The sequence below is a fragment of the Bradyrhizobium brasilense genome, from assembly GCF_029714345.1.
GTDB classification, from domain to species: Bacteria; Pseudomonadota; Alphaproteobacteria; order Rhizobiales; family Xanthobacteraceae; genus Bradyrhizobium; species Bradyrhizobium australafricanum.
On sequence record NZ_CP121669.1, the window covers coordinates 7,709,649 to 7,735,148 of the forward strand.

Consider the following 25,500-nt stretch of genomic DNA (forward strand, 5'->3'; position numbering starts at 1 on the left):
CACATGGGCGCGGGCCGCGCGGCGGCCTCGCGGAATGGTGATCAAGCCCCAGCATCGCCCCCTCACCAAATCGCGATTTGACAGTTCTTCTATATTTGTCAAAATCGTCAAATGGGACCGAAAACCCGCATCCTCGATGCCACCATGCTGGTGTTCCGCCGGCACGGCTTTCGCCGCTCCTCGATCGAGCAGGTCGCCGAGGCGGCCGGCCTGACACGGCAGGCGCTTTATCACCACTTCGAATCCAAGGAAGCGCTGTTCCGCGCCGTGATCGAGCGCGTGCATGAGAGCGCGATCGCGGCCGAGGAGACCGCCGTTGCCGCAGCCGAGACGGCGGGCGGCGATCTCGGCGACATCCTCGCCGCGGGCATGACCGCGCGGATGTCGACCATGATCGGCTCGCTGGACGGCTCGCCGCATCTCGAGGAATTGTATTCCGAGCACCTCGTGCACGCGCGCGACCTCTACCAGACCTACGCCGCGCGCTATGCGGAGCGCATGGTCGCGACCATCACGCGGGTCGTGCGCAAGCAGCAGCTCGCGCTGCCGCAGGACCTTTCGCCGGCCGAATTCGCGCGGCTGGTCGAGATGGCGATGTACGCAGCGAAGTCGCAATATCCGGCGATGCAGCCGTCGGATGCGTTCCTGAAGGACATGGCGATCATGGTGCGGACGCTCTGCGCCGGCGCCAAGTCGAAACCTTTGCCGAAATTGCAAAAACCGCCCGTCAAGAAGGCGGCAATCCCCAAGAGGCCGACACGCAGGACAAGCGGAGGACATTTATGAGCACGACGACCGTCAATGGCCGCGTCGAATCCCTGCCCGATGATCCCGATGCGCTCTTGATCGACATCGTGCGCGACCAGCTCAAGCTCACCGGCACCAAGCTAGTGTGCGGCGCCGGCGTCTGCGGCGCCTGTACCGTGCTGGTCGACGGCGCGCCGGTCGCAAGCTGCCTGATGCCGGCGCACGCCGCCGCCGGCAAATCGGTGACGACGGTGGAAGCCATCGGCGCGTCCGGGCTGCATCCGGTGCAGAAGGCGTTCATGGCGCATGACGCCCTGCAATGCGGCTTCTGCACGCCCGGCTTCATCGTGGAAGCGACCGCGTTCTGCGACCATTGGCGCGCGACCAGGGGAACGGCGGTGCCGTCGCGCGAGGAGATCGGCGCGGCGCTGTCCGGCCATCTCTGCCGCTGCGGCGCCTATGACGGGATCTTCCGCGCGGTGGCGGATGCCTGTGCCGGCCGCTTCGACGGCGATCACGTCACGGCGCCCCGCATCGAGGCGCGCGACAAGGTGACGGGCGCGGCGAAATACACCGTCGACATCCATCATGACGGCCAGCTCGAAGGCCTGATCCTGCGCTCGCGCGAGGCGCATGCACGCATCGCCACGCTCGATCTGGCGCCGGCACGCGCGCTCCCCGGCGTTACCGCGGTGTCGCTGCTCGGCGACGACCACATCGTGCGCTATGTCGGCGAGCCGATTGCGGCGGTTGCCGCCCGCGATCGCAAGACGGCGCTGGCCGCGCTCGCCGCGATCAAGCTGACCAGCGAGCGGCTGCCCGCGGTGATCGGGCTCGACGCCGGACGCAAGGATGATGCGCCCGTGGTGTTCGACAAGGCGAGCCGCAAGCGGGCCGGCAACGTCTCGGAAGCGGCCGGCGGGCCGGCGCCCTGGAAGCAGAACATCCGCGGGCCGACCGCTGTTTTCTCGACCCGCGCCAAGAAGGCCCGCAACTGGGTGGACGAGGCACGCCAGGCCAACAACAAGCTACTCGTCGAAGCCACCTTCCGCACCGCCACGCAGCAGCATGCTTGTCTCGAGCCCCACGCCGCGGTGGCGCGCTTCGACGGCGACCGGCTGACCCTGCACGCCTCGACCCAGCAGGTGTTTCACCTGAAGGAGCAGATCGCAAAACGCTACAAGCTCGATCACGACAAGGTCCGCGTGATCGCGGAGCACGTCGGCGGCGGCTTCGGCTCGAAAGCGAGCCTCGGCACCGAGACGATCGCCGCGATCGAGCTGGCCCGCGCGGCGAAAGCGCCGGTGCGGGTCGCCTATGATCGCCAGGAAGAGCTCTCCGTCGCAGGCTATCGGCCGGCTGCTGAGCTGAAGGTCGCGCTGCTGCCCTCCGACCAGGGCGGCCTGAAAGCGCTCTCGGTCACCGCGCACGCCGATACCGGGGCCGCGACCAACTCGACGATCGCGGGACTGGCGCGGCTGATCTATCCGGCCGAGGCGAAGGACCTTTCGGATTTTGACGTCATCAGCAATTTGCCGCCCGGCGCCGCCTTTCGCGGCCCCGGCGGTCCGCCGATGGCGTTCGCGGTGGAGCAGTCGATCGACGAGGCCGCGCTGCGGCTCAATGTCGATCCGATCGCCTTGCGCAAGCGCTGGGATCCCGATCCCAACCGTCAGCGGCTCTACGACTGGGCATCCGGGCTCGAGATCTGGCGCAACCGCAAGCCGGCGCAGAACGGGCGCTATCGCCGCGGCATCGGGGTCGCCACGGGCTACTGGCTCTATCTCTGGCAGCCCAAGGTGAAGGTCGAGGTCGCGGTCAAGGCCGGCCGCATCGTCGCCAGCACCGCGACCCAGGACATCGGCACCGGCACCCGCAGCGTGCTTGCCGACGCGATCGCGCGCGAGTTCGATCTCGAACCCGCCGAGATCGATGTGCGGATCGGCGATTCCTCGCTGCCCGAAGGCCCCGGCTCCGGCGGCAGCCGCGTCACCGCCTCGGTGATGCCGCCGACGCTGCAGGCGGTGCGGAAGCTGAAGGCCGCGATGCTCGAACAGGCCACGCGAAAGCCGGCGCCCGGCTCGAACGCGCCCTGGCGCGAGCTGATCGCGCGCTCGCCCGACATCGCAATGGTGGAGACGCGCGGCGAGGACGGCAAGAACACCGCGCCCGGCATCCGCTCGCCGCTGCGCGAAGTCGGCTTGATGGGCATGGTGTTCGGCTGGATGATGCGCCGCTTCTCGAACATCGCGGTCGGCGCCGGCGTGCCGAGCTCGGTGCAGGTCATCGAGGTGGAGGTCGACACCTGGCTCGGCCATGTCCGCGTGCTCAACGTGCATACCGGCATCGCGGTCGGCAAGATCGCAGCGCCCGCGCTGGCGCGCAGCCAGGCTTGCGGCGCGGTAATCCAGGGCCTCGGCTACGCGCTCTACGAGGCGCGCGAGCTTGATCCGACCAGCGGCGACGTCCTGACCGCGGGGATGGAGGATTACCGCATCCCTGGGATCGCCGACACGCCGGAGATCGAGGTCCATTTCGACGAAGCCGGCTTCGACCATGTGCTCGGCAACAGCGTCGGCATCGGCGAGGCGTCGACGGTGCCGACCTCGGCCGCCGTCGCCAACGCGATCCACAACGCGATCGGCGTCCGCCTCACCGAGATTCCGATCCGGCCCGATCGCATCGTCGCCGCGCTGAAAGGGAGGGATGCCGCATGAGTGTCGCGACTGCAGACGTCATCTCCGCGCCCGAATTCCGCGCCGCCGGCACCGATCTGTCGGAGCGTCGCCGCAGCGGCCTGTCGTGCGGCTCGATCATCGATCTCGCCGCCAGTCCCGACACGATCGGTGTTGCGTGGAACGCGGACGGCTCGGCCCGCATCGGCGCCCTGACCACGATCGCTGCGATCGCATTCGATCCGCGGCTTGCCCAGGCTTACCCCGGCATCGCCGCAGCCGCGCAGGGCCTCGCCACGCCGCAGATCCGGCACATGGCGACGCTCGGCGGCAACCTCGCCCAGCGCTCGCGCTGCTGGTATTTTCGCAATCCGCAGATCGCCTGCCTCAAGAAGGGTGGCGCCGACTGTCCGGCGCGATCCGGCAATCACCTCTATCACGTCGCGATCGATCTCGGCCCATGCGTCGCGCCGCATCCGTCGACGATGGCGATGGCGCTGCTCGCCTATGATGCGAAGGTCACCACCGACCGGCGCAGCGGCATGTCGATCTCAGAGCTGCTCGGCGACGGTAGCAACGGCGCGACCGACAATCTGCTTGCACCGGGCGAACGCATCGAGCGGATCGAGCTCCCCGTTCCGCTGGCCGGCGAGCGCGCGCTGTACAAGCGCGCCATCAGCCGGACGCATGCGGAATGGCCGCTGGTCGAGATCTGCGTGCGTGCGGTGATCTCCGGCGGCGCATTTCAGCAAGTGCACATTACCGCCGGCGGCATCGCTCCGGTCCCGCTGCGTCTTGCCGCGTCCGCGGCGGCGCTGCAGGGTAAGCAGATTAACGCGGCGACCATCGCGCAAGCGACCGAGCTGGCGATCTCGGGAGCCAGGCCGCTGCCGATGACCGGATACAAGCTCGAACTGCTGACGGGCCTGGTGCGCGACGTCGTCGAGCGGATCGTGGCGTAGGCTCAAGCGCCCATTCGCGGCCTCGAGGCAGCGTCGCGTCTGGAATGCATGGATCCAGGAATTCCTACGCCGGAATGCCGGCCTCACACAGCACGGCGACCATGCGGTCGCCCCATTCGACGGTCCTGGTCGGAAAATTCTGCCGCGCGTAGGACGCGCGGAAATCGGGCCGCAGCTTGAGCAGGCGGCCGGCGATGACGCGGGCCTCGTCGAGGCGCCCCGAGCCGACCTCGTTCATGATCAACGCGCTGAGCGTGTGTGCGTCCTCGCCGATCACCAGCGCCTTGGCGGCGGCCGCGCGGCCCTGCTCATACTGACCGAGCATGAAATGCGCGAAACTGATTCCGTTCCACATGGACGCCCGCCCGGGATCGATCGGGCTGAGCCGGAGTCTGTGCCCGAAGCTTTCGATCGCGCGTGCCGGCTGCGCGCACATGAGCGAAATCCAGCCGCGATATCCCCACGCCGCAGCATCGTTCGAATTGAGCGAGATCGCCTCTTCGATCATGGTCTCGGCGCGATCGTAGTCGTGGCCGAGATAGGCAAACATGTGAGCCGCGCGCGCCAGCACGAACGGATCGTCGCTCGCCAGCACGCAGGCGAGCCCGGCGATCCGCAGCGCCTCCGCCAACTCCTGCGCGCCGGGGGGCGTGCCGCGCGTGGTCTGTTTCAGCAGCGACGAATAGGCCAGCATGACCTGAGCGGCCGCATAGTTGGGATCAAGCGCGCAGGCCTTTTTGAACCACTCGCCCAGTTCGGCGTCGCCCCACTTGGAGCGATCTGCATAGGCCGCAATGCCTCTCAGAAAGAGGTCGTAGCTATCGAGACGGTCGGTCGGCTTGGTTCGGGTTCGTTCGATTTCGCTCTGCTGGATCTTCGGAGCGATGATGCTGACGACATTTGCGGTGACCTGGTCCTGCAGATCGAACACGTCCCTCAGTTCGCCATCGAACCTGTCCGCCCAGAGATGCGTACCGCTGCCAGCCTCGATCAGTTGCGCGGTGATCCGAACGCGGTCGCTCGACTTGCGCACTGACCCCTCCAGCAGGTATCGCACACCGAGCTCGTGCCCGACCTGCTTGATGTCGACGGACTTTCCCTTGTAGGTGAAGCTTGAATTGCGCGCGATCACAAACAGCGATCTGAAGCGCGACAGCGCGGTAATGATGTCCTCGACGACGCCGTCGGCAAAGTATTCCTGCTCCGGATCGCCGCTCATATTCTGGAACGGCAGCACCGCGATGGAGGCTTTCTCGGCAATCGCGGGTTGGGAAGCCGGAGCAGTGAACGCGTGCTTCGCGACCGCGGCCGCTGCGGAGGCGCCGCCGACGCGAAGCCTCCATGTACGAATAGACTCGGCAATATTCTTCAGGACCTGCGGCCCCATGTCCTCGAAGGTCGCATCGACCTTGCCGCGAATGTGCCGTTGCACGTCATCGGAAATGCAGACGCCACCCGGCTCGGCAATCCCCTCCAGGCGCGCTGCGATGTTGACGCCGTCGCCAAAGATATCGTTGTCATCAACGATGATGTCGCCGACGTGGATTCCGATTCGGAATTCGAGCCGCTGTTCCGTCGGCACGGCAGCATTCTGATCGGCCATTCGGCGCTGCACTTCGACGGCACTGCGCACCGCGTCGACGGCGCTGGCGAATTCAACGAGTATTCCGTCGCCGGTCGTTTTGACGACACGGCCGCGATGCGCCGCCAGCGCTGGATCCAGCAACGCCCGCCTGACCGACTTCAGCTTGGCCAGGGTGCCTTCCTCGTCGATTCCCATCAGCCGGCTGTAGCCGGCGATATCGGCCGCCAGAACCGCTGCCAGACGCCGATCCATGCTATCGGTGGTCAAGGACATGCCCCCGGACGAGGGGTTAATTTTCGTCGCCGATCAAAGCACGGCTGACGGCCTCCGGGCTAGAGCAAACGTCCGCGCTGCTTGCCCAGGCTGGAAATCGGCGGCTTGGTCAACGACGATCTTGAGGCTATCGCCCAGCGGGTCTATCGCGCCCGGGTCAGCGCCAGCCAGATGCCGCCGCCGATCATGAAGCCGCCTGATATGCGCGACATCAGCCGGGTCCGCTCCTTGGAGAAGAATTTGCGGGCGCGGCCGGCCGCCAAGGCGTAGGCGGCGTCGGTCAGCACGGCGGTCGCCATGAAGGTGAGGCCGAGCAGCGCCACCTGCGGAACGTGCGGCTTGTCCATATCCATGAACTGCGGGATGAAGGCGCCGAAGAACACCAGCACCTTCGGGTTAGAGAGCAGCACCAGAAAGCCTTGCAGGAAGAAGCCGCCGCGCGGCGGCGGCGGCGTGTCGTCGGTGCTGACGCCCTCGACCGGCGAGCGGATCAGCTTGAAGCCGAGCCAGACCAGATAGGCGGCGCCGGCAAAGCGCACCCAGTCGAACCAGTAGCCCATCGTCGCCATCAGCGAGGTCAACCCGACCGCGACGGTGCCGATCACGATCGCAAGTCCGACCTGCGCGCCCAGCACGTTGGTGAGCGCGGCGCGCGTGCCGTAGCGCAGCCCGTTGGCGATCACCATCGTGACGATCGGACCGGGCAGCAGCGCCAGCGCGATGCAGGCGGCGACGAAGGCGAAATAGGCTTGCAGGGACATGGGAGAACTCGTTTGTTTCTTATCGTCATTATGCACGCAAGAGCCGAACATGGAAGCGGCCCGCCGCCTCTCCCCGTTCTTCGCGGGGTCGAGACGAGCGAAGCTCGCTCTTAGAGGGTTGGGGTGAGGGGCTCTCTCCGCCAGGCGGTGCGAGTCGTTAGACCTGTACCCCTCACCCGGATCGCATCTGGCGATGCGATCCGACCTCTCCCCGCAAGCGGGGCGAGGTGAAGACGCACGCTGCGCTCAACGGCCTTCCATTGCCGCGATCATCCATGACCTGATCTCTCGCCCCTCCAGAAATTTCAACGTCGCGCCTTGCACGCGCCCAACATCGCCGCTCCCCTGCGCCACGACCGCCATCAGGTCGCAGCGATGCGACACCGCGATGCCGATCGCAGTGCGCTTCCCGTTGGGCATCTCGAGATCATAGACCCTGATCCGCCCCGGCATATCGGCGACAGCAACGACATCGCCGGCCTTCAGCGGCACAAAGCGCGGGCTGATCATGTCGACGTCGGAAACGCGGTCGACCTCGTCGTCATCGGCGACGCCGCTGTCGCAGTTGCAGAAGCCGAGTTTTGGCCTGAGATAAACCTCGAGGTCGTCACCGCACTCCGCCGCGCCGCAACGGAAAGCGCGGCCGGCGGGCCAGCCGTCGCGCGGGAACGGCCAGGCGATCTCGCGCCACGCGGCCGCGCGCGGCGGCGCCATCTCGTAGCCCGCAACTGCGGAGAGCCCGCCGAGCACGAGGACCATCGCCGCGATGACCGGCCAGGAGCGCATCATCGCGCGCTCACGGCAGACCGGCGACGGCGCGCGCCGCGCCGGTCAGTTCGAGAATATGCAGGCCGGTGTTGGCGCGGTCGACCGCGTAGATGTAGCCGCGCTCGTCGGTCTCGACATTATTGGTCTGGATCGCGACCTTGCAGCGGTCCTTGCCGTCGATGGTGACGCAGCGCTTGTCGGTCGCCGCCGTGATGGAGGGAATGAAGTAGCCGACTTCCCTGGGATGATAGGGATCGCGGATGTCGAGCGCGCGGACGCCGGCGTTGAAGAAGGCGATGAAGGCCAGCTTCTTGTAGTAGACCGGCGCCATGCTCTCGTTCGACGAATGCGAGCCGAACCGGCCGCCGCGCGCGCAGAACGCGCCGGAGGCCTCGGGCACCGTGTAGCTCGAGATCAGCATCGGCCGCGCCTCGGTGGTGACGTCGGCGAACCACACCATCTGCCGCGCCTCACCGCATTCGTTCTGGATCGCCTCGTCGACGATCATCACGATGTCGCGGCTCTTGCCGTCCTTATCGTGGGCGAACTCGGCGACCGGCATGCCGGGCAGCGGAAACACAGTATGCGCGCCGTTCATGGCGGACAGCGGCATCCGCGCGATCTCCGGGAATCTCAGATTGTCCGGCGTCGGCTGCTTCGGTCCGTTCAACAGCTTGTCGCGATCGACGATCTGCAGGAAGCCGCCCTTGTTGGTGCCGTAGCCGAAATAGACGCGATTGCCCTGCGGCCCGGTCGAGATCGGCCCGTGCAGTTCGGTCGGCACCGCGCCGGTCGCGCCCGGCTCCTGCCCGGGCAGGCCGAAATCCCTGATCTTCGTGGGGTGCGCGGGATCGGAAAGATCATAGACCTGCGTCATGCGCCGCGTGCGCCAGTCCGGCGCGCCCGACACCAGGAAGGCGATGCCGGTGCCGCATTCCCAAAAACTCTTGTGCGTGTCCTTCAGGCCGCCGATCCGGGTGACGAGCACCGGATTGGCGGGATCGGCGACGTTCCAGACCTCGTGCGCCTCGCTGCCGAAGGTACGCAGCATGTAGACCGCGTTGCGATCGCCCTTCGGCAGATCCTTGCCGTCGCAGATCCGCACCATCTGCGCGCCGCCGGATTCATACTTGCCTTCCTGTCCGGGAATGTGCCGCAGATATTTCGGGTGCGCGGGATCGGTGACGTCGACGATCGAGGTGCCGTTCGGCTCGGCCTTGCCGGTCATCGGGTTGACGGGATCGGGAATGTCGTCGGTGCCGCCGTGATGACCGATATAGGCGATCCATTTGTCGCCCTGATGATGGATGGTCGGCTGATAGGCGCTGCGCGCCTGCAAATCGCTGGTTCCAACCAGCCTCATGTTGGAGGCTTCAGGCGGGTCGCCGATCTTTGGCTGCTGGGCGCCCGCACCATTTGCGAGCAGGACAAGAAAGAACGTGCAGCAAACTGCCGTAACGCGACCGCCCATGCGCACCACCCAATGTTCCACACCAATCTGCGTTGGCTGCCGGCGAGGCTAGCACGGTGCTGCCGATGCCAAAACACACGCTCTTGACATGCAACCATTTGGTTGCATATTATCCGACCCATGGATGAAGTCTTCAAAGCCCTCGCGGATGCCTCACGGCGAACGCTGCTTGACCGGCTTCACGATCAGAACGGGCAGACGCTCGGTGAGCTCTGCGACGGCCTCGACATGACGCGTCAGGCCGTCACCAAGCACCTTGTGATTCTCGAGGAGGCCAACCTCGTCACCACGATCAAGCATGGCCGCGAGAAGCTGCACTATCTCAACCCGGTTCCGATCCATCAGATCGGCGAGCGGTGGATCAGGAAGTTCGAGCGCGGGAAACTCGCCGCGCTGAGCGAGTTGAAAAGACAATTGGAGAAGCGTGATGAGTAAACCGGACTACGTCTACGTCACCTATATCGAGACCACGGCCGAGAAACTGTGGCACGCGCTGACCTCGAGCGAATTCACCGAACGCTTCTGGTTCGGCTATCGCGTCAGCTCCGACTGGAAGGTCGGCTCGCTTTATTCTCTTACCAAGGACGGGCGACGCAGCGTGCAGGGCGAGGTGCTGATCGCCGATCCACCGAACAAGCTCGCCTACAGCTGGGACGTCGTGAAGGAAGGCGTCGAGCGCGAACAGGTCTCGCGCGTGACCTTCGACATCGAACCCCACGGCGGAGTGGTCAAGCTGACCGTGACGCATGATAATCTGGGTCCGAAGACGCTGCGCGACATCTCCGGCGGCTGGCCGATGGTGATCGCAAGCCTGAAGAGCTTCCTCGAGACCGGGCGCGAACTGCCGGCCGACCTGCTCACCAGCGGCGCCAGAGAGGCCTACCATGCCTAAGCCCGAATTCGCCTACGTCACCTACATCGAGACCACGCCGGACAAGCTGTGGGACGCGCTGACCAAGAGCGCGTTCACGCGGCAATACTGGTTCGACACCGAGTTGCAATCGGACTGGAAGGTCGGCTCGCCGCTCGCGCTGGTGATGGGCGGCAAGACCACCGACACCGGCGAGATCCTCGAGGCCGACCGGCCGCGGCGCCTCGCCTACACCTTCAAGCACGTGCTCGACGAGGACATGCGCAAGGAGCCGGCAACCAAGGTGGTCTTCACGCTGGAGGCCCATGGCAAGATCGTGAAGCTGACCGTGACCCATGAGGGCTTCGGTGCGGGCAGCAAGCTGCTCGACGGCATTTCCAAGGGCTGGCCGGCGATCCTGTCGGGACTCAAGAGCCTGCTCGAGACCGGCAAGGCGGTCACGATCCCGCCGGCCGCGCTCGGGATCGACGGCTTCGAATGACAATGAAAATCTATCGACGGGTGCGAACGGACATGAACATCGAGAAATTCAAACCGGCAATCGTCTACGCAATCTACATCGCCGCCACGCCCGAGAAGGTGTGGCAGGCTTTGACGACTGCCGAATTCAGCCGGCAGTATTTCTCCGGCAACGCGGTCGAGGTCGACCTGCGGATCGGCGGCGCCTACGTCGTGCGGACGCCCGACGGCGCGCTGCACATCTCCGGCGAGGTGATCGAGTGCGATCCCCTGAAGCGGCTGACCGTCACCTTCAACGTCAACTGGCCGCAGCTGGTCGAAAAGCTCGGGCCGACGCTCGTCACCTGGGAGATCGAACCGGCCGGCGACGGCGTGAAGCTGACGCTGCTGCAATCGCATGACCGTCCGATCAGCGACGACATTCTCTCAGGCGGCCGCACCGGCTGGCCGGCGATCCTCTCCAGCCTGAAGAGCCTCGTGGAGACCGGCAAGGCAATGGTGATCCCGATGCAGCCGCCAGCGCGCATGATGGCCGCGCTGAAGGAATTGGGAATTGCGATGCCGACGTAAGGTTGGCGATACAGCCGCTCCATACTCCGCTGTCGTCCCTGCGAAGGCCGGGACCCATTACCATCGCTCTGCGTGTGAAGTTCGCTGGGGCCACGGCGTCGCACAACAACATATAGCTGTGGTTATGGGTCCCGGGTCGCGCTTCGCTTGCCCGTGACGACGGTGGGAGAGATTGCGCCCAGCACCGGTAGCTCACGCCACAAGCAGCAGAGCAACGATCAGATTCGCCACGAACAGCGTCGCGTCGATGACGAATATCCTGAGCATCGGGCCCTTCAGCACCGGCCAGTAAGCGACCCCGACGCGCCCGCCGCGCATCAGCACAGGCAAATTGTAGGCGAACTGGCTGAAGTGACACGCGGCGAAGAACAGGAACAGTGAGAGCTGCGCCTCAACGCCCTGAAAGAACGGCGGCCTTGCGACCAGGAAATACAGCGACAGCAGCCCGATCGGCAGATTGATGCCGCCGAGAAATGCGACGCTGGCCGACAAGGTCGGCGCAATCGGGTTTCCACGCTCCTCGCGTGGGACCAGGATCTTCAGCGTGTTGCGCTGGGCGATGCTGAACTGGACGAATGCGGCGCCAAACCAGAGCGCGTTGAGCAGCAGGACGACATCCAAAAATCGCATGGGCTATTTTCCGTAGAATGCTTCGCTGCGCACCACACGGCCGGCGCCATCGAAGTCCATGAACTCGCTGGCGCGCGTATCGCCGAGTTGCCACCACACCGTCAGGCGCGCGATGGTCTCGTCCCAGCTCCAGTTCAGGATCTTGAGGTCCGCGCTTGCGATGCTGCCATAGGCCTTGCGCCAGTAGGCGCGGATGTTCTCGGCCCCCGTGACCACGGGGGAGTCCGTCAGTTTGAGCGCCAACGGGCTGCGCATCTCGGCATTCTCAGCGAAGTGCGCGACGACGGCGTCGATATCGACGTCGCACCAGTTCGCGCACCACGCCTCGACAAAGCGTCCGGCGGCCGCCCGGTCCATGATCTGTTCGCCCATGCGACTGCCCTCCCCCGCGTGACTGCAGGGCAGACTGGCACGGCGGGATTCTCACGTCAACTATGTTGACTTGAGAAGGCTAGTTGTTGTCGGCGATCGCTCCCATCACCGCCATCCATGCGGCGGTGCCGGGCGCGCCGACGCGACCGAACGCCTCACGGAGCACCTCGCGCTCGTGGTCGGACGCGCGCTGCTCGATGCGTTGCCCTGCTGCGGTCAGGTGCAGCAATTTGGAACGATGCTGCTCGGGCGACCGCTTTGCCGCCACGAGCTTACGCTCCAGCAACAGGCCAAGTGGCCGGTTCAGGGCCTGCTTGGAAATGCCGAGCACCTCGATCAGCGAACCGATCGAGATGTCGGGCCGCCGCGCAATGACATAGAGAATGCGATGGTGCGGCCGCGACAGGCCAACCGTGGCAAGATACTGGTCGGCCGCCAGTGTCATCCCGCGCCAGCCGTAATACATCAGCTCCAGCGCCGCATCCAGTTCGTGGAGCTTCCTGAGCGAGGCGCGATGCAGGCCGGGGGCCTGCGAGGCAGTCTTTTGCATGTGCGTATCGTGACGGACTTGCCAGAGAGAATCTAGCCCAGCGCCCTCAACTCCCGCCGCAGCACCTTGCCCGTCGCCGTCATCGGCAGGCTGTCGGCGAACTGCACGAAGCGCGGATACTCGTGGGCGGCGAGCTGGACCTTGACGAACTCCTGGATCTCGCGCGCCAAGGCATCACCCGGCGCAAAGCCCGGCCGCAGCACGATCCAGGCCTTGATCGATTCGGTGCGGATCGGGTCGGGGATGCCGACCACCGCCGACATCGCGACCGCCGGATGCTTCATCAGCGTGTGCTCGATCTCGGACGGGCCGACCCGATAGCCGGCCGTGGTGATGACGTCATCCTCGCGGCTGACGTACCAGAAATAGCCGTCCTCATCCTGCACGCCGAGATCGCCGGTCAGCAGGAATTCGCCGGCATATTTCTTCGCGGTCGCTTCCGGATTGCGCCAGTACTCGATCATGGTGCAGGGGCACGGCTGGCGCACGCCGATGATGCCGCGCTGGCCCCGCGGCAGCTCCTCGCCCTTCTCGTTGACGATGCGGACGTCGAAGCCCGGCGTAGCGCGGCCCATCGAGCCCGGACGGATCGGAAACAGATTGGAATTGCTGCCGATCACGAGATTGCATTCGGTCTGGCCGAACACCTCATGGGCATCGATGCCGAAGGTGTCGCGCACCCAATCCAGCAATTCACCGCCGAGCGACTCGCCGCCGGTGAAGATGCTGCGCAGCCTGACGCCGGAATTCTTCACATCGGCCTGCCGCATCAGCTTCAGCGCGGTCGGCGGCAGGAACACGTTGCGAATGCCGAGCTCGGCCATCATCTGCATCGCCGCTTGCGGCTCGAACTTGCGGGCGCGGTGCCCGACCATCGGGATGCCGTGGTACCAGAATGCGAACAGGCCGTTGATCAGGCCGCCGATCCAGGCCCAGTCGGCCGGCGTCCACATCAGGTCGCCGGGCCTCGGCAAGAAGTTGTGGCACATCTCGACATTGGGCAGATGGCCGAGCACGACGCGATGCGCGTGCAGCGCGCCCTTCGGGTTGCCCGTGGTGCCCGACGTGTAGATGATCAGCGCGGGATCGTCGGCCGAGGTTTCGACGGTCGCGAACTCAGGCGACGCCGACTTGATCGCGCTCCAGAATGGCTTCGTCCCCGCCGGCGTCTTTTCGCCGACGATATAGATGCTCTTCAACTCGGGCAGACGATCGCGGATTTTCGCGATCTTCTCCCAGCCTGCTTCATCGGTGATCACGGCCTTGGCAGCAGAATTCGACAGGCGGAATTCGAGCGCGTCCTCGCCGAACAGCGCAAACAGCGGGATCGAGATCATCGCTGCGCGAAACGCCGCGAGATGCGCGACCGGCAGTTCGAGCGATTGCGACAGGAACACCGCGACGCGGTCGCCGCGCACCAGGCCGTCGGCGGTCAGCACATTGGCGAAGCGGCGCGAGGCGTCCGCGACCTCGTCAAACGAGGTGCGCGTGGTGCCGCCATCCTCGTCGACATAGACCAGCGCGAGCCGCCCGGTGCCGTCGGCATGGCGGTCGCAACACGCGGTCGCCATGTTGAAGCGCGCGGGAACGTCCCAGCGGAAGTTGCGATAGAGTTCGTCGTAAGTAGCGGCTTCCTTGAGCATGGTGTGTGTTGCTTCCGTCCCTCGTCATGGCCGGGCGTTCCCCTGCCATCCGCGTTTTGCTGCGGCAGATTGTAGAGACGTCGATGCCCGGGACAAGCCCGGGCTGACGAAGAATGTGATGCCCGGATAAAGAACCCCGGATGGAGCGGTGCGCGAACGCGCGCCCGATGACAGGCTCCGCGCAATCCGGGGTTCTCATCGAGTGGACAGACTCCCCCGGATTTCGCTTCGCTGCATCCGGGCTACGAACATCCTTGAGGAGAAAGCCGTCAGGCTGACGCCCGCTCCATTGCGACCTCGGCCTTGAGGCTATCGAGGTCGCGATAGATCGATGCGACCGCGAGCACGCGCCCGCCGCGCTTGTAGCGCAGCACGCAATCCCTGCCGGCAATGCTGCCATCCACCGCGATCTCGTCCCACTGCTCGGCATGGCCGACATAGTTGATCGGCACGTCGTAATGCTGGCTCCAGAAGAACGGCACCGCGTCGAACACCTCGCGCTGCCCAAGCATATTCCGCGCGGCGGTCTGGCCCTGGCGCTCCGCCACCACCCAATGCTCGACCCGGATCGCCTCGCCGCTGTGCGGATCGGGCCAGCGCGCGATATCGCCGGCCGCGTAGATGCCGGGAACGCTGGTCTCGAGATAGGCGTCGACTGTCACGCCGCGATCGATCGCGAGCCCGGCCGCTTCGGCCAGCGCCAGCCGCGGCTTCACGCCGACACCGACCACGACGAGATCGGCATCGAGCACCGGCCCGCTCTTCAGGCGGGCGCGCTTGCCCTCGATCGCAGTCACCGTGTCGCCGAGGTGGAACACGACACCATGCTCTTCGTGCAACGCGCGGACGAAATCGCCCATCTCGGGCCCGAGCACGCGCTCCATCGGCCGCTGTTCCAGCCCGACCACGTGGACCTCGATTTCCCGCGCGCGGAGCGAGGCCGCCACCTCGAGGCCGATGAAGCTCGCACCGATCACAACCGCGCGGCGCGCTCCGCTGGCCGCGGCGATGATGGCCCGGCAATCGTCGACGGTGCGTAGCACATGAACGTGGGGCTGATCCGCGCCCGGGATCGGCAGCCGCACCGGCTCCGCGCCGGTCGCCAGCAGCAGCCGGTCATAGGTGAGCGTTTCGCCGCCGGCGAGCAGGACATTGCGGCGGCCGGTATCGATCGACTTGACCTCGGTCCTGAGCCTGAGATCGATCGACGCATCACGATAGAAATCGTCCGGTTTCAGCGGCAGCCAGTCTTCCGGCGCGCCGCCGGCGAGGAAGTCCTTTGACAGGTTCGGACGATCCACCGGCGGCGCGGCCTCGCCGCTCAACATGACGATGCTGCCGCGATAGTCCTGCCGCCGCAGCATCTCGGCGGCGGCGAACCCTGCCCCGCCGCCGCCGACAATCACGATGCTGCCGGGCGCATCGACCGGACCCTTGACGCGGAATTTCGGCTGCGCGCGCTTCTCGCGCACGATGATGCGATCGCCCTCGCGCTCGACCTTCCAGACAGTGAGCGCGTTGAAGGCGGGCGCGGCGGTCGCTTCACCGGTGCGAATATCGAAGCAGGCGTGATGCCAGGGGCAATGGACGGTCTCGCCCTCAAGGAGGCCTTCGGCGAGCGGGCCGTGGTAGTGGCTGCAATGCGCGTCGATGGCGAAGATATCCGCGCCCGAACGCACCAGCAGCACGTCCTCGTCGCCGACATGGCCGAGCAACATCGCGCCCGTGAAGTCGGAGAGTGCAACGCCTTGTGTCAGATCCGGACCGGAAGGAGCTTGCTGGTCGGCCATATCATTCCTCCATCGCCCTGTGGCGCTCTAAACCGCTATGCCGAGGAATTCCTGGCGGGTTAGCGCATTGTCGCGAAAGCAACCCAGCATGCGGCTGGTCACGAGATCGGTATCCGGCTTGTGCACGCCACGGGTCGTCATGCAGTGATGCGACGCCTTGATGATGACGGCCACGCCCTGAGGCTTCAAGACCTCGTTGATGGTGTTGGCGATCTGCGCCGTCATCTTCTCCTGAATCTGCAAACGCCTGGCATAGATGTCGACCACCCGCGCGAGCTTGCTGATGCCGACCACGCGGCCGTTCGGGATGTAGGCAACCCAGGCCTGACCGATGATCGGCGCCATATGATGCTCGCAATGGCTCTCGAAGCGGATGCCCCGCAGGGCAATCATTTCGTCGTAGCCTTCGATCTCCTCGAAGGTCTTTTCCAGGATCTCCGCGGGACGTTGGTCGTAACCCGCAAAGAACTCCTCGAACGAACGCGTCACACGCGCCGGAGTTTCAAGCAAACCATCCCGCTCCGGATCGTCACCGGTCCAGCGGATGATGGTGCGGACTGCGGCCTCGACTTCGGCCCGGGTCGGCTTGTCGGATTCGGTTTGAGCGGCTCTTGCACGATCCAGCGCATGCACAATCGGGTTCATCGGGGCCTTTCCTTTGCGGAGTCATCGCGAGGTCATGCCCGTCAGATGCTCCGTCAGCAGAAAGGTTCCCGCAATTCGGCCCGCGGCACTTTGCGCCGCAAGCCAGCCGGGACGAACGGCTAGCCCGTCAGCGCCGCCTTCACCAGGCCGCTGGCCTTGCCGAAATCCATCTGGCCGGCGTATTTCGCCTTCAGCGCGCCGATCACCTTGCCCATGTCCTTGATGCCGGCGGCACCCGTCTCGGCGATGATCGCCGAGATCGCGGCCTTCACGTCGTCATCGGACATCTGCTTCGGCAGGTACGCCGAGATCACGGCGATCTCCTCGCGCTCCTGGGCCGCGAGCTCGGCGCGGCCGCCCTTGTCATAGAGTTCGACCGACTCCTGGCGCTGCTTGATCATCTTCTGCAGCAAGCCGAGCAGGTCGGCATCGGAGAGTGGCGGCTTGCCCTGCCCGCGCGCGTCGATGTCGGCGTTCTTGATGGTCGAATTAACCATGCGCAGCGTGGAGAGCTTGCGCTCGTCCTTCGCCTTCATCGCTTCCTTGACCGCAGTATTGATGTCGTCGCGCAGCATTTCGTTGTCCTTGAACCAGCAATCCCCTCATCTAGGCAGTTTGCACCGGCAGAACAACCTAGTTCCTCAGCCATTCGACCAGCGCATCGGCGCAGGCCTGCGGCTGTTCCAGCTGCGGCAGGTGACCGCAATTGGCGAGCACTACAAGTTTTGCGCCGGGAATGCCGTTGGCCATCTCGTCCGACAGCGAATTCGGCACGGTGTTGTCGGTATCCGACGTCAGCACCAAGGTCGGGCACTTGATCCAGGCCATGCTCGGCCGCGAATCCGGCCGGCTGAGCACCGCGTTCTGCTGGCCGATGAAAGCCTCGGCGCCGACGTCCTCGCTCATGTCGTCGACGATCCGGCGCAGGCTTGCATCGCCCTGCCGCGACGGATGCACGAAGCCCGGAAACAGCTCATCGACCACGCTGCGATATTGGCCGCTTCTGGCACGCTCGATCATGCCGCGGCGACGCGCGGTCGCTTCCGGTGTATCGGCCCGCGCCTGGGTGCTCATCAGCGCCAGCTTCGCAACCCGGTCCGGCGCCTGCCGCATGATCTCGAAGGCGATGTAGCCGCCCATCGAGTGCCCGGCGAGCGCAAAGCGCGGCGGCGCCTCGGCCAGGATCCGGCGGGCGATCGCCCCCATATTGTCGTCCCTGACATGGTTGGCGACCGTCACCGGCCCGCATCGCCACAGCGCCGGGATGACCGGGGCGAAAATCCGCGGCGAGCAGATGAGGCCCGGGACGAGCAGGATCGGCATCGTATTATCCATGCGGGAGCTCCGGACGGGTCATTTTCGGCAAGCAAACGGCCGCTTCAGGGAACTTTAGATTAAAAGGCCGTTCGGGCCTGTCAAATCGGCCGGTATTGCCGTGTGAATCCGTGCCCTTTCGCTTTGACGCCGCAGGGTGCGGCGTCTATTTAAAGGGCTCATGACAACATCCGAAAACGCTCCCGCCTGGCCGGACCATAAACCGACCGCGCTCCTTGTGCTCGCCGATGGTACCGTGCTGGAAGGCTTCGGTCTCGGCGCGGAAGGCCACGCCGTCGGCGAGGTCTGCTTCAACACCGCGATGACCGGCTATGAGGAGATCCTCACCGATCCGTCCTATGCCGGCCAGATCATCACCTTCACCTTCCCGCATATCGGCAATGTCGGTACCAACGAGGAAGACATCGAGACGGTGAACATGGCGGCGACGCCCGGCGCGCGCGGCGTGATCCTGCGCTCGGCGATATCAGATCCCTCGAATTACCGCGCCACCCGCCATCTCGACCTGTGGTTGAAGGCGCGCGGCATCATCGGCCTTTCCGGCATCGACACCCGCGCGCTGACCGCGCTGATCCGCTCCAAGGGCATGCCCAATGCGGTGATCGTGCACGCCAGAAACGGCGAGTTCGACCTGCACGGCCTGAAGGAAGAAGCCCGCGAATGGCCCGGCCTCGAGGGCATGGACCTGGTGCCGATGGTCACCTCCGGCCAGCGCTTCACCTGGGACGAGACGCCCTGGGTGTGGGGCAACGGTTTCGGCCAGCAGACTGCGCCGGAATTCAACGTGGTCGCGATCGACTACGGCATCAAGCGCAACATCCTGCGCCTGCTCGCCGGCGTCGGCGCCAAGGTGACCGTGGTGCCGGCGACGACCGCCGCCGAAGACATCCTGGCGATGAAGCCGGACGGCGTATTCCTGTCGAACGGCCCCGGCGATCCGGCCGCCACCGGCAAATATGCCGTGCCCGTCATCCAGAAGGTGATCGCTTCGGGGACGCCGACCTTCGGCATCTGCCTCGGCCATCAGATGCTTGGCCTTGCCGTCGGGGCCAAGACCATGAAGATGCATCAGGGCCATCACGGCGCCAACCATCCGGTCAAGGACGAGACCACCGGCAAGGTCGAGATCACCTCGATGAACCACGGCTTTGCCGTGGACCAGGCGACGCTGCCGAAAGGCGCGACCCAGACCCATATCTCGCTGTTCGACGGCTCCAATTGCGGCATCACGCTTGAGGGCAAGCCGGTGTTCTCGGTGCAGTACCACCCGGAAGCCTCGCCCGGCCCGCGCGACTCGCACTACCTGTTCCAGCGCTTCGCCGATCTGATGCGGAAGAACAAGCAGGCCGCGTAGACACACCCGTCATTGCGAGGAGCGCAGCGACGAAGCAATCCATCTATCCCAGCTTGGAGCGATGGATTGCTTCGCTTCGCTCGCAATGACGGAGATTTTTCTCAATGACCGCCCCCGCCACCCCGAAGCCCGTCTACGGCGTCTCCTCGATGGCGGTGATGGCGTCGATGTCCGGGCTCGACTTCGTGCGCGGCATCTTCGCCCGGACCCTGCCGGAGCCGCCGATCATGGAAAATGTCGAGCCGTTCGACTGCACCGCCGAGACCGGCCATGTGGTGATCCACAGCGTCCCGGGCCTGCGCCACTACAACCCGATCGGCTCGGTGCATGGCGGCTACGCCGCGATCCTCTTGGATTCCGCGATGGGGCTTGCGGTGCAGACCACGCTGCCGCAAGGCTTTGGCTACACCACGCTGGAGTTCAAGATCTCCTTCGTCCGCGGCATGAGCCAGGACACCGGCAAAATCCGCACCGAGGGCCACGTGCTCAACGCCGGCCGCCGGGTTGCGACCGCGGAAGCGCGGATTACCGACGGCAAGGGCAAGCTGCTCGCGCATGCCACCACGACCTGCCTGGTGTTCGAGTTGCCCAAGACGACCTGAAGGCAATCGCGTCTTGGCGCCAGATCTTGGCGCCAGATCTTGGCGCATTGGAGCCATGACGAAGCGCGCTGGATCGCGGCCTGCGCTCTGTGATTGAGTTTCCCTGTCCGAGATCAGGCAAACATGATCCGGCCTTGAAAGGGAACGCCGATGACTTCAGCCCATTCAGACATGACCATCCGCGACATCCGCGTGACGATGCTGCGGGTGCCCTGGGCCAACGATCCCTGGCTGAAAGGCGCGGCGCTCGGCGCGACGCGCGACATTCTGATCTGTGACGTCGAAACATCCGGCAGCGTCACCGGCATGGGCTATCTGTTCGTGTTCAAGCCGGCGATGAAGTCGATCGCGGCCTGTCTCGAGGAATGCATCATCCCGCGCGTCATCGGCAAGGACGCCACCGCGATCGAGGCGATCTGGCGCGATCTGTGGACGGCGACGACGACCTATGGCCGCGGCGGCATCGCCGCGATGGCCATGTCGGCGCTCGACATCGCACTGTGGGACGCGGTGGGGAAACGGGCCGGCCTGCCGCTGCACCGGCTGTGGGGGCATTATCGCTCGGAAATCCCGATCTATGGTTCCGGCTGCTTCCGGGGCGCCGGCGGCGACGGGATGATCGAGAAGGCGCTGCATTTCGTGAAGCAGGGCTACAAGGCGATCAAGATGCAGGTCGCGCACGTCCACACGCCGGCGCAGGACCTCGACAATGTGCGCCGCATGCGCGAGGCACTCGGGCCCGACATCGACATCATGATCGACGTCAACATGGGCTGGAGCGCCGATGTCGCGATCGAGATGGGACGCAAGTTCGAGAAATACGATATCTACTGGCTCGAGGAGCCGGTGCCGGCCGATGATTTCGCCGGTTACCAGCGGATCGCGGCGGCGCTCGACATGCGCGTCGTCGGCGGCGAGACGCATTTCACGCGCTACGATCTGCGGCCGTTCTTTCTCAATCCCTGCCTGCCGATCCTGCAACCCGACCCGATGCGCGGCGGCATGACCGACCTGCGCAAGATCGCGGCGCTTGCGGACACGTTCGGCATCACCATCGCGCCGCACCTGTTTCCCGAACTCAATGTGCACCTCTTGGCTTCGATTCCGAACGGCATCTGGTGCGAGAACATGGCACTGATCGACGATCTCTGGGTCGACCCGCCCGAGATCGCCAACGGCATGATCACCGCGCCGGAACGGCCCGGGCACGGGCTCAGGTTCAGGGAAGACGCGTTGAAGTTCAAAATCTAGCTGGAACGGTTTGCGGACCGACGGTTTGATGGTCTGGAGACCACCTCGCAGCGCTGGAGAGCCACCATGTCGGTCGTCCGTACCGATATCGAACCCCAGACCATCGTCTTCCGGGACGACGGCCTGGTGCCGAACAACCCGATGCCGTTCCTGGTCTACAAGGCCGCCGTCGACGTCAGCAGCAATCCCGAGGCCACCATCGAGCAGCTGTTCGGCAACAACGGCTGGGGCGCGATGTGGCGCAACGGCGTCTACGACTTCGCGCATTACCACGCCACCGTGCACGAGGTGCTGGGCGTCGCGCGCGGCCGCGCGCGCGTGCAGTTCGGCGGCGATCATGGGCAGGCTCTGGAGATCGCAGCAGGCGACGTCGCGATCCTGCCGGCCGGCACCGGGCATCAATGCCTGTCGGCGAGCGACGATTTCTGCGTGGTCGGCGCCTATCCGCCGGGCCCGCCGATGGATCTGCAGCGGCCGACGCCGGAGAATCACGCCAGGGCGCTGAAGACGATCCCACAGGTCACGATCCCCGCGACCGATCCGGTGCTGGGCAACCATGGCCCGCTGCTGCGGCTGTGGAAACGCTAGGATTCAAGATTGTCGAACGGACTGTGTTTCGTTCTCCCCCTTGGGGAAGGTGACGGGATACAGGCAACCTAAATTGATTATCCGTAGCCCAATCGTTATGCGTGCGGCTCTTTTTGCGCGCTCAACGGATTCCCGAAACTATGCGGGCAGAGAATGCCCGTGATCACGGAAGGCCACTGACGATTCGGCCTGTCGCCATATTGAGCGCTACTCGCTCCCGCTTCCTGCTCGTGCTAGAGTGCCACACGTGGAGGTAGTGCAGCCCTTTTCAACGTTAAGCCTGCCGGCATCACTTTTCAAAGAACCTTGATTTAAGTCAGCATCGCTGCGGCGATTTATGCCGCCAATGACACCTTAAAGCGCGCGATTCATCTGCGGGAGTGACAGAGCTTCCGCGTCCGCTGCTGCTCTTTTTGCAGGAGCAACGGAGGTCATACACATCACCTGACGGCATCAGATGCTCCGCGCTTCCCACAAGCAACCGCAACAGAGATCAGGAGAGGAGAATTCGACATGTTTCGAGGAATTCTGACGCTGACATTGTCGCTCTGCATTGGCGCGGCTACCGCGCCTGCAGCGCTGGCCCAGACGGCGCCGGCAATCAACGAGCAGGAGGCACACGCGATCGCGGTGGACGCCTATATTTACTTCTACCCGCTCCTGACGATGGACATCACGCGAAAGCAGTTCACCAACGTCGAGCCCGGCAAGGACAACTTCAAGGGCCCGATGAATACCTTCGTCAACGTGCCCGAATACCCACCGGCGAATTTCAAGGGCGTGGTGCGGTCCAACTTCGATACGCTCTATTCCGTTTCATGGCTGGACATGACCAAGGAGCCGGTTGTCGTCTCCGTTCCCGATACCGATGGACGCTTCTATTTGCTGCCGATGCTGGACATGTGGTCGGATGTGTTCGCCTCGCCCGGCTGGCGCACCACGGGCACCAAAGCGGGGACCTTTCTGGTGACGGCTCCGGGATGGCGGCCTGATCTGCGCGACAGGTTTGCGGAGGAGTTCAAGCTTCCGAAGGATACCCAGCGCATCGACGCGCCGACGCCTTACGTCTGGGTCATTGGCCGCACCAAGACGGACGGCCCGCCGGACTACGATGCGGTCCACAAGATCCAGGCCGGCTACAAGGTCTCGCCTCTCTCCGAGTTCGGCAAGACTCAGAAGCCGACCGAGGTCAGGATCGATCCCAGCGTCGACATGAAGACGGCGCCCAAGGTGCAGGTCGATACCATGTCGGCCGGCGTCTACTTCGCGCAGGCCGCCGAGCTGCTCAAGCTTCACCCGCCGCACATCACCGATGAACCAATCATCGCGCAGATGAAGAGGATCGGCATCGAGCCCGGCAAGAGCTTCGAAATCAGCAAGGTGGACCCGGTGCTGCAACGGGCGCTGGAGACGGCGCCGCAGGACGGGCAGAAGCTGATGGCATGGAAGGTGCCGACGCTGGCGCGCGTTGCGAACGGCTGGTCGATGAACACCGACACGATGGGCGTTTACGGCAACTACTATTTGAAGCGTGCGATCGTCGCGCAGCTCGGGCTTGGCGCCAACCTGCCGGAGGACGCCATTTATCCGCTCAATCTCGCCGACAATACCGGCAAACCGCTCGACGGCGCCAACAAGTATACGATCACCTTTGAGAAGGGCGCGGCCCCGCCGGTCAATGCCTTCTGGTCGATCACGCTTTACGACCAGGAAGGATTCCAGGTCGGCAACGTGCTGAACCGCTTCGCGGTCTCCAGCTGGATGCCGTTCAAATACAACCCGGACGGCTCGCTCGATCTCTACTTCCAGAACGAAAGTCCGGGCGCGGACAAGCAAGCCAACTGGCTCCCGGCGCCGAAGGGCGCTTTCAACCTGACCATGCGCCTTTACGGTCCGAAATCGGAGGCGCTGACCGGAAAGTGGAATCCTCCGCCGATCGTGCGATTGGAGACAGCGGTGGGTCTGTCAGCTCAGTAGGCTTCAACCGCACTGACCGCAGCCGGGCGGCCAGACCGCAAGCTTCGCGAAGCAGTCCGGAGCAAAGCAGCTCTGGATTGCTTCCTCGCGGGTGCGGCAACGCAGCTTACGCCGCGTTGCTGCCTTCCTGGCGGCTGGCCTCGAACAGGAACCAGGTGCGGCGCTCGGTTTCGTCGATGAAGGTTTCGAGCAGGCCTGCGGTGCCGGAGTCCTCCTGGTCGTCAGCCAGCTTGTGCGCCTTGCGCATCGCAGCCGCCATGTGCTTGTTGTCTTCCATCAACTCGCGCAGCATTTCGCGCGGCGGCACATAATCGTCGTCATTGTCCTTGATGGTCTGATGCTTGGCGATATCGCCGATCGACTTCAGCGTCGCGCCGCCAAGCTTGCGCACCCGCTCGGCGAGTTGATCGGTGGCCGCGAAGATCGCCTCCGACTGCTCGTCCAGCAACAAATGGTAATCATGGAAATGCCGGCCGCTGACGTGCCAATGGAAATTCTTGGTCTTAAAATAGAGCGCGAAGGCGTCGGCCAGAAGCGTGTTGAGCGAGGCCGAGATCGTGTCCACCGCAGCCTGCGGCAGGTCGCTCGGCGTGTCGAGATCGGGCGAGATCTTGTCAGTCTTGGCTTTGCTCACGTTGGACCTTCCTGTTAGGAACCCGTATTTCGGCGCATTGAACATTGGCCGCCGGACCGCTAACGCATCATCAGCCCACCCGTTCCTGAGGCTAGGAACCCGTTCTGCCGGATACCAAACGCGATGGATGAATGGATCGATTATTACGATTCCACGCATACGATCTATGCGAGCCGACTGCACCGTGACCTGCATTTCCGGATCATCGCAAACGACATCATCGGCTACATCACGTCGCCGGATGCCGTGGTGCTCGACTATGCCTGCGGCGAGGCCCTGTCGGCGGCGAAGGTCGCCAATGCCTGCGCCCAGCTCTATCTGGCGGAGCCGGCGCCCGGCGTACGCGGCCGTCTGGTCGCGCGCTTTGCGCCCGACACCCGCATCCGTGTCCGCTCGCTCGATGACCTGAAGCACATGGACGCGGACTCGATCGACCTCGTGGTGATGAACTCGGTGACGCAATACATGACGCCGCAGGAGCTCGATTCCGCGTTCGACGTGATCCACCGCCTGCTGAAGCCCTCGGGCCGGTTCGTGCTCGGCGATATCCTGCGGCCTGAAGTCGGGATGGCGAGGGACGTCGCGGCCCTGCTGCGCTTTGCGGCGACCCACGGTTTCCTGCGCGATGCGCTGGTCGGGCTGGCTTCAACCGCGCTGTCCGACTACCGCCAGCTGCGCACCCGGATCGGACTGCAGCGCTACCGCGAGGACGAGATGATCGCCAAGCTCGGCGCCGCGGGGTTCAGCGCCCGGCGCGCGCCGCGCAATATCGGGCACAATCCGTGGCGGATGACGTTCGTGGCGCACCACTGATCCTGGGTTGCGCCAGCTATTAACGTTACCCACCAGTAAACGTGGCGGCCGCTGAAATAATCAGCAATGATCCGCTCGGCCCGGTGGCGGAAGCTTCGACGCGGCAGTGGTGCAACACTGTTTATCCTGGTTCAAATCCAGGCCGGGCCTCCAGCCTTCGCTGCTGACGCAGCT

General features: G+C 64.8%; 26 protein-coding genes and 1 tRNA gene. 14 read left to right on the forward strand and 13 right to left on the reverse strand.

Annotation, left to right across the window (positions count from 1 at the left end; translation table 11 throughout):
- The first annotated feature begins 111 nt into the window (after nt 1-111).
- Genes QA635_RS35550 through QA635_RS35560 form a run of 3 tightly spaced genes read left to right on the forward strand, consistent with a single transcriptional unit; the run spans nt 112 to nt 4,384 of the window.
- The gene (locus QA635_RS35550; protein WP_425249092.1) at nt 112-786 is read left to right on the forward strand and encodes a TetR/AcrR family transcriptional regulator; all 675 of its coding nucleotides are present in this window, start codon (nt 112-114) and stop codon (nt 784-786) included.
- Entirely contained in the window at nt 783-3,464 is a 2,682-nt protein-coding gene (locus tag QA635_RS35555) for a molybdopterin-dependent oxidoreductase (protein WP_283064417.1), read from the forward strand. Before QA635_RS35550 ends, QA635_RS35555 begins: the two co-directional genes overlap by 4 nt.
- Entirely contained in the window at nt 3,461-4,384 is a 924-nt protein-coding gene (locus QA635_RS35560) for an FAD binding domain-containing protein (protein WP_283064419.1), read from the forward strand. Before QA635_RS35555 ends, QA635_RS35560 begins: the two co-directional genes overlap by 4 nt.
- A 64-nt stretch (nt 4,385-4,448) precedes the next feature.
- Here the strand turns inward: QA635_RS35560 and QA635_RS35565 are convergent, their stop codons facing one another.
- The 4 genes from QA635_RS35565 to QA635_RS35580 all read right to left on the reverse strand — a co-directional run bounded on the left by QA635_RS35565 (nt 4,449) and on the right by QA635_RS35580 (nt 9,242).
- Nucleotides 4,449-6,236 carry an adenylate/guanylate cyclase domain-containing protein gene (locus QA635_RS35565; protein ID WP_283064421.1) on the reverse strand — a complete coding sequence of 596 codons (1,788 nt, stop codon included), beginning with the start codon at nt 6,234-6,236 and terminating at the stop codon, nt 4,449-4,451.
- A gap of 149 nt (nt 6,237-6,385) precedes the next feature.
- A complete protein-coding gene (locus tag QA635_RS35570) occupies nt 6,386-7,003 on the reverse strand; it encodes a LysE family translocator (protein ID WP_028333127.1) in 618 nt (205 codons plus the stop codon).
- A gap of 246 nt (nt 7,004-7,249) precedes the next feature.
- Complete coding sequence (locus QA635_RS35575) at nt 7,250-7,792, reverse strand: hypothetical protein (RefSeq protein ID WP_283064424.1); 543 nt, start codon at nt 7,790-7,792, stop codon at nt 7,250-7,252.
- A 7-nt stretch (nt 7,793-7,799) separates the two neighbouring features.
- Complete coding sequence (locus tag QA635_RS35580; RefSeq protein WP_341850407.1) at nt 7,800-9,242, reverse strand: LVIVD repeat-containing protein; 1,443 nt, start codon at nt 9,240-9,242, stop codon at nt 7,800-7,802.
- Nucleotides 9,243-9,362: 120 nt separating this feature from the next.
- Here QA635_RS35580 and QA635_RS35585 point away from each other — a divergent pair, with 120 nt between their 5' ends.
- The 4 genes from QA635_RS35585 to QA635_RS35600 are packed head-to-tail and all read left to right on the forward strand — an operon-like array spanning nt 9,363 to nt 11,142.
- On the forward strand, nt 9,363-9,677 hold the full coding sequence (locus QA635_RS35585; protein ID WP_028343393.1) for an ArsR/SmtB family transcription factor: 315 nt from the start codon (nt 9,363-9,365) through the stop codon (nt 9,675-9,677).
- Nucleotides 9,670-10,134 carry an SRPBCC family protein gene (locus tag QA635_RS35590; RefSeq protein WP_283064431.1) on the forward strand — a complete coding sequence of 155 codons (465 nt, stop codon included), beginning with the start codon at nt 9,670-9,672 and terminating at the stop codon, nt 10,132-10,134. Before QA635_RS35585 ends, QA635_RS35590 begins: the two co-directional genes overlap by 8 nt.
- Entirely contained in the window at nt 10,127-10,594 is a 468-nt protein-coding gene (locus QA635_RS35595; RefSeq protein ID WP_057018077.1) for an SRPBCC family protein, read from the forward strand. Before QA635_RS35590 ends, QA635_RS35595 begins: the two co-directional genes overlap by 8 nt.
- 32 nt (nt 10,595-10,626) lie before the next feature.
- Nucleotides 10,627-11,142, forward strand: a complete 516-nt coding sequence (locus QA635_RS35600) for an SRPBCC family protein (RefSeq protein WP_283064433.1) — start codon at nt 10,627-10,629, stop codon at nt 11,140-11,142.
- A 192-nt stretch (nt 11,143-11,334) separates the two neighbouring features.
- On the opposite strand, the gene QA635_RS35605 is transcribed toward QA635_RS35600, so the two are convergent.
- The 8 genes from QA635_RS35605 to QA635_RS35640 form a co-directional block, all read right to left on the reverse strand.
- Nucleotides 11,335-11,772: a hypothetical protein gene (locus tag QA635_RS35605; RefSeq protein WP_283064435.1), complete on the reverse strand. Its 438-nt coding sequence runs from the start codon at nt 11,770-11,772 to the stop codon at nt 11,335-11,337.
- A gap of 3 nt (nt 11,773-11,775) precedes the next feature.
- Nucleotides 11,776-12,144, reverse strand: a complete 369-nt coding sequence (locus QA635_RS35610; protein WP_283064437.1) for a nuclear transport factor 2 family protein — start codon at nt 12,142-12,144, stop codon at nt 11,776-11,778.
- A 79-nt stretch (nt 12,145-12,223) separates the two neighbouring features.
- A complete protein-coding gene (locus QA635_RS35615) occupies nt 12,224-12,694 on the reverse strand; it encodes a MarR family winged helix-turn-helix transcriptional regulator (protein ID WP_283064440.1) in 471 nt (156 codons plus the stop codon).
- Between the two features lie 32 nt (nt 12,695-12,726).
- Nucleotides 12,727-14,337, reverse strand: a complete 1,611-nt coding sequence (locus QA635_RS35620; RefSeq protein WP_283064442.1) for an acyl-CoA synthetase — start codon at nt 14,335-14,337, stop codon at nt 12,727-12,729.
- Between the two features lie 269 nt (nt 14,338-14,606).
- On the reverse strand, nt 14,607-16,127 hold the full coding sequence (locus tag QA635_RS35625; protein ID WP_283064444.1) for an FAD-dependent oxidoreductase: 1,521 nt from the start codon (nt 16,125-16,127) through the stop codon (nt 14,607-14,609).
- A gap of 27 nt (nt 16,128-16,154) precedes the next feature.
- On the reverse strand, nt 16,155-16,772 hold the full coding sequence (folE, locus tag QA635_RS35630; protein WP_283064446.1) for a GTP cyclohydrolase I FolE: 618 nt from the start codon (nt 16,770-16,772) through the stop codon (nt 16,155-16,157).
- Nucleotides 16,773-16,891: 119 nt separating this feature from the next.
- The gene (locus tag QA635_RS35635; RefSeq protein WP_028333117.1) at nt 16,892-17,347 is read right to left on the reverse strand and encodes a GatB/YqeY domain-containing protein; all 456 of its coding nucleotides are present in this window, start codon (nt 17,345-17,347) and stop codon (nt 16,892-16,894) included.
- Between the two features lie 58 nt (nt 17,348-17,405).
- Entirely contained in the window at nt 17,406-18,107 is a 702-nt protein-coding gene (locus QA635_RS35640; protein WP_283064450.1) for an alpha/beta fold hydrolase, read from the reverse strand.
- A 160-nt stretch (nt 18,108-18,267) separates the two neighbouring features.
- Between QA635_RS35640 and carA the strand changes: the two genes are divergently transcribed.
- The 5 genes from carA (at nt 18,268) to QA635_RS35665 (ending at nt 23,879) form a co-directional block, all read left to right on the forward strand.
- Nucleotides 18,268-19,461 (forward strand): glutamine-hydrolyzing carbamoyl-phosphate synthase small subunit, encoded by a 1,194-nt coding sequence (gene carA / locus QA635_RS35645; RefSeq protein ID WP_283064452.1) that lies wholly within the window; start codon nt 18,268-18,270, stop codon nt 19,459-19,461.
- 104 nt (nt 19,462-19,565) lie between these two features.
- Entirely contained in the window at nt 19,566-20,063 is a 498-nt protein-coding gene (locus tag QA635_RS35650) for a PaaI family thioesterase (protein WP_283064454.1), read from the forward strand.
- A 150-nt stretch (nt 20,064-20,213) separates the two neighbouring features.
- Complete coding sequence (locus QA635_RS35655; protein ID WP_283064456.1) at nt 20,214-21,314, forward strand: mandelate racemase/muconate lactonizing enzyme family protein; 1,101 nt, start codon at nt 20,214-20,216, stop codon at nt 21,312-21,314.
- A 66-nt stretch (nt 21,315-21,380) separates the two neighbouring features.
- Nucleotides 21,381-21,902 (forward strand): hypothetical protein, encoded by a 522-nt coding sequence (locus QA635_RS35660; protein WP_283064458.1) that lies wholly within the window; start codon nt 21,381-21,383, stop codon nt 21,900-21,902.
- A gap of 513 nt (nt 21,903-22,415) precedes the next feature.
- Nucleotides 22,416-23,879 (forward strand): DUF1254 domain-containing protein, encoded by a 1,464-nt coding sequence (locus QA635_RS35665; RefSeq protein WP_283064460.1) that lies wholly within the window; start codon nt 22,416-22,418, stop codon nt 23,877-23,879.
- Nucleotides 23,880-23,985: 106 nt separating this feature from the next.
- Here QA635_RS35665 and QA635_RS35670 read toward each other — a convergent pair whose 3' ends face one another.
- Entirely contained in the window at nt 23,986-24,513 is a 528-nt protein-coding gene (locus QA635_RS35670) for a Dps family protein (RefSeq protein ID WP_283064462.1), read from the reverse strand.
- A 123-nt stretch (nt 24,514-24,636) separates the two neighbouring features.
- On the opposite strand from QA635_RS35670, the gene QA635_RS35675 reads away from it, so the two are divergent.
- Both QA635_RS35675 and QA635_RS35680 read left to right on the forward strand, forming a co-directional pair.
- Nucleotides 24,637-25,326 carry a class I SAM-dependent methyltransferase gene (locus QA635_RS35675; RefSeq protein ID WP_283064464.1) on the forward strand — a complete coding sequence of 230 codons (690 nt, stop codon included), beginning with the start codon at nt 24,637-24,639 and terminating at the stop codon, nt 25,324-25,326.
- Nucleotides 25,327-25,403: 77 nt separating this feature from the next.
- Nucleotides 25,404-25,479, forward strand: a tRNA-OTHER gene (locus tag QA635_RS35680).
- Nucleotides 25,480-25,500: the final 21 nt, after the last annotated feature.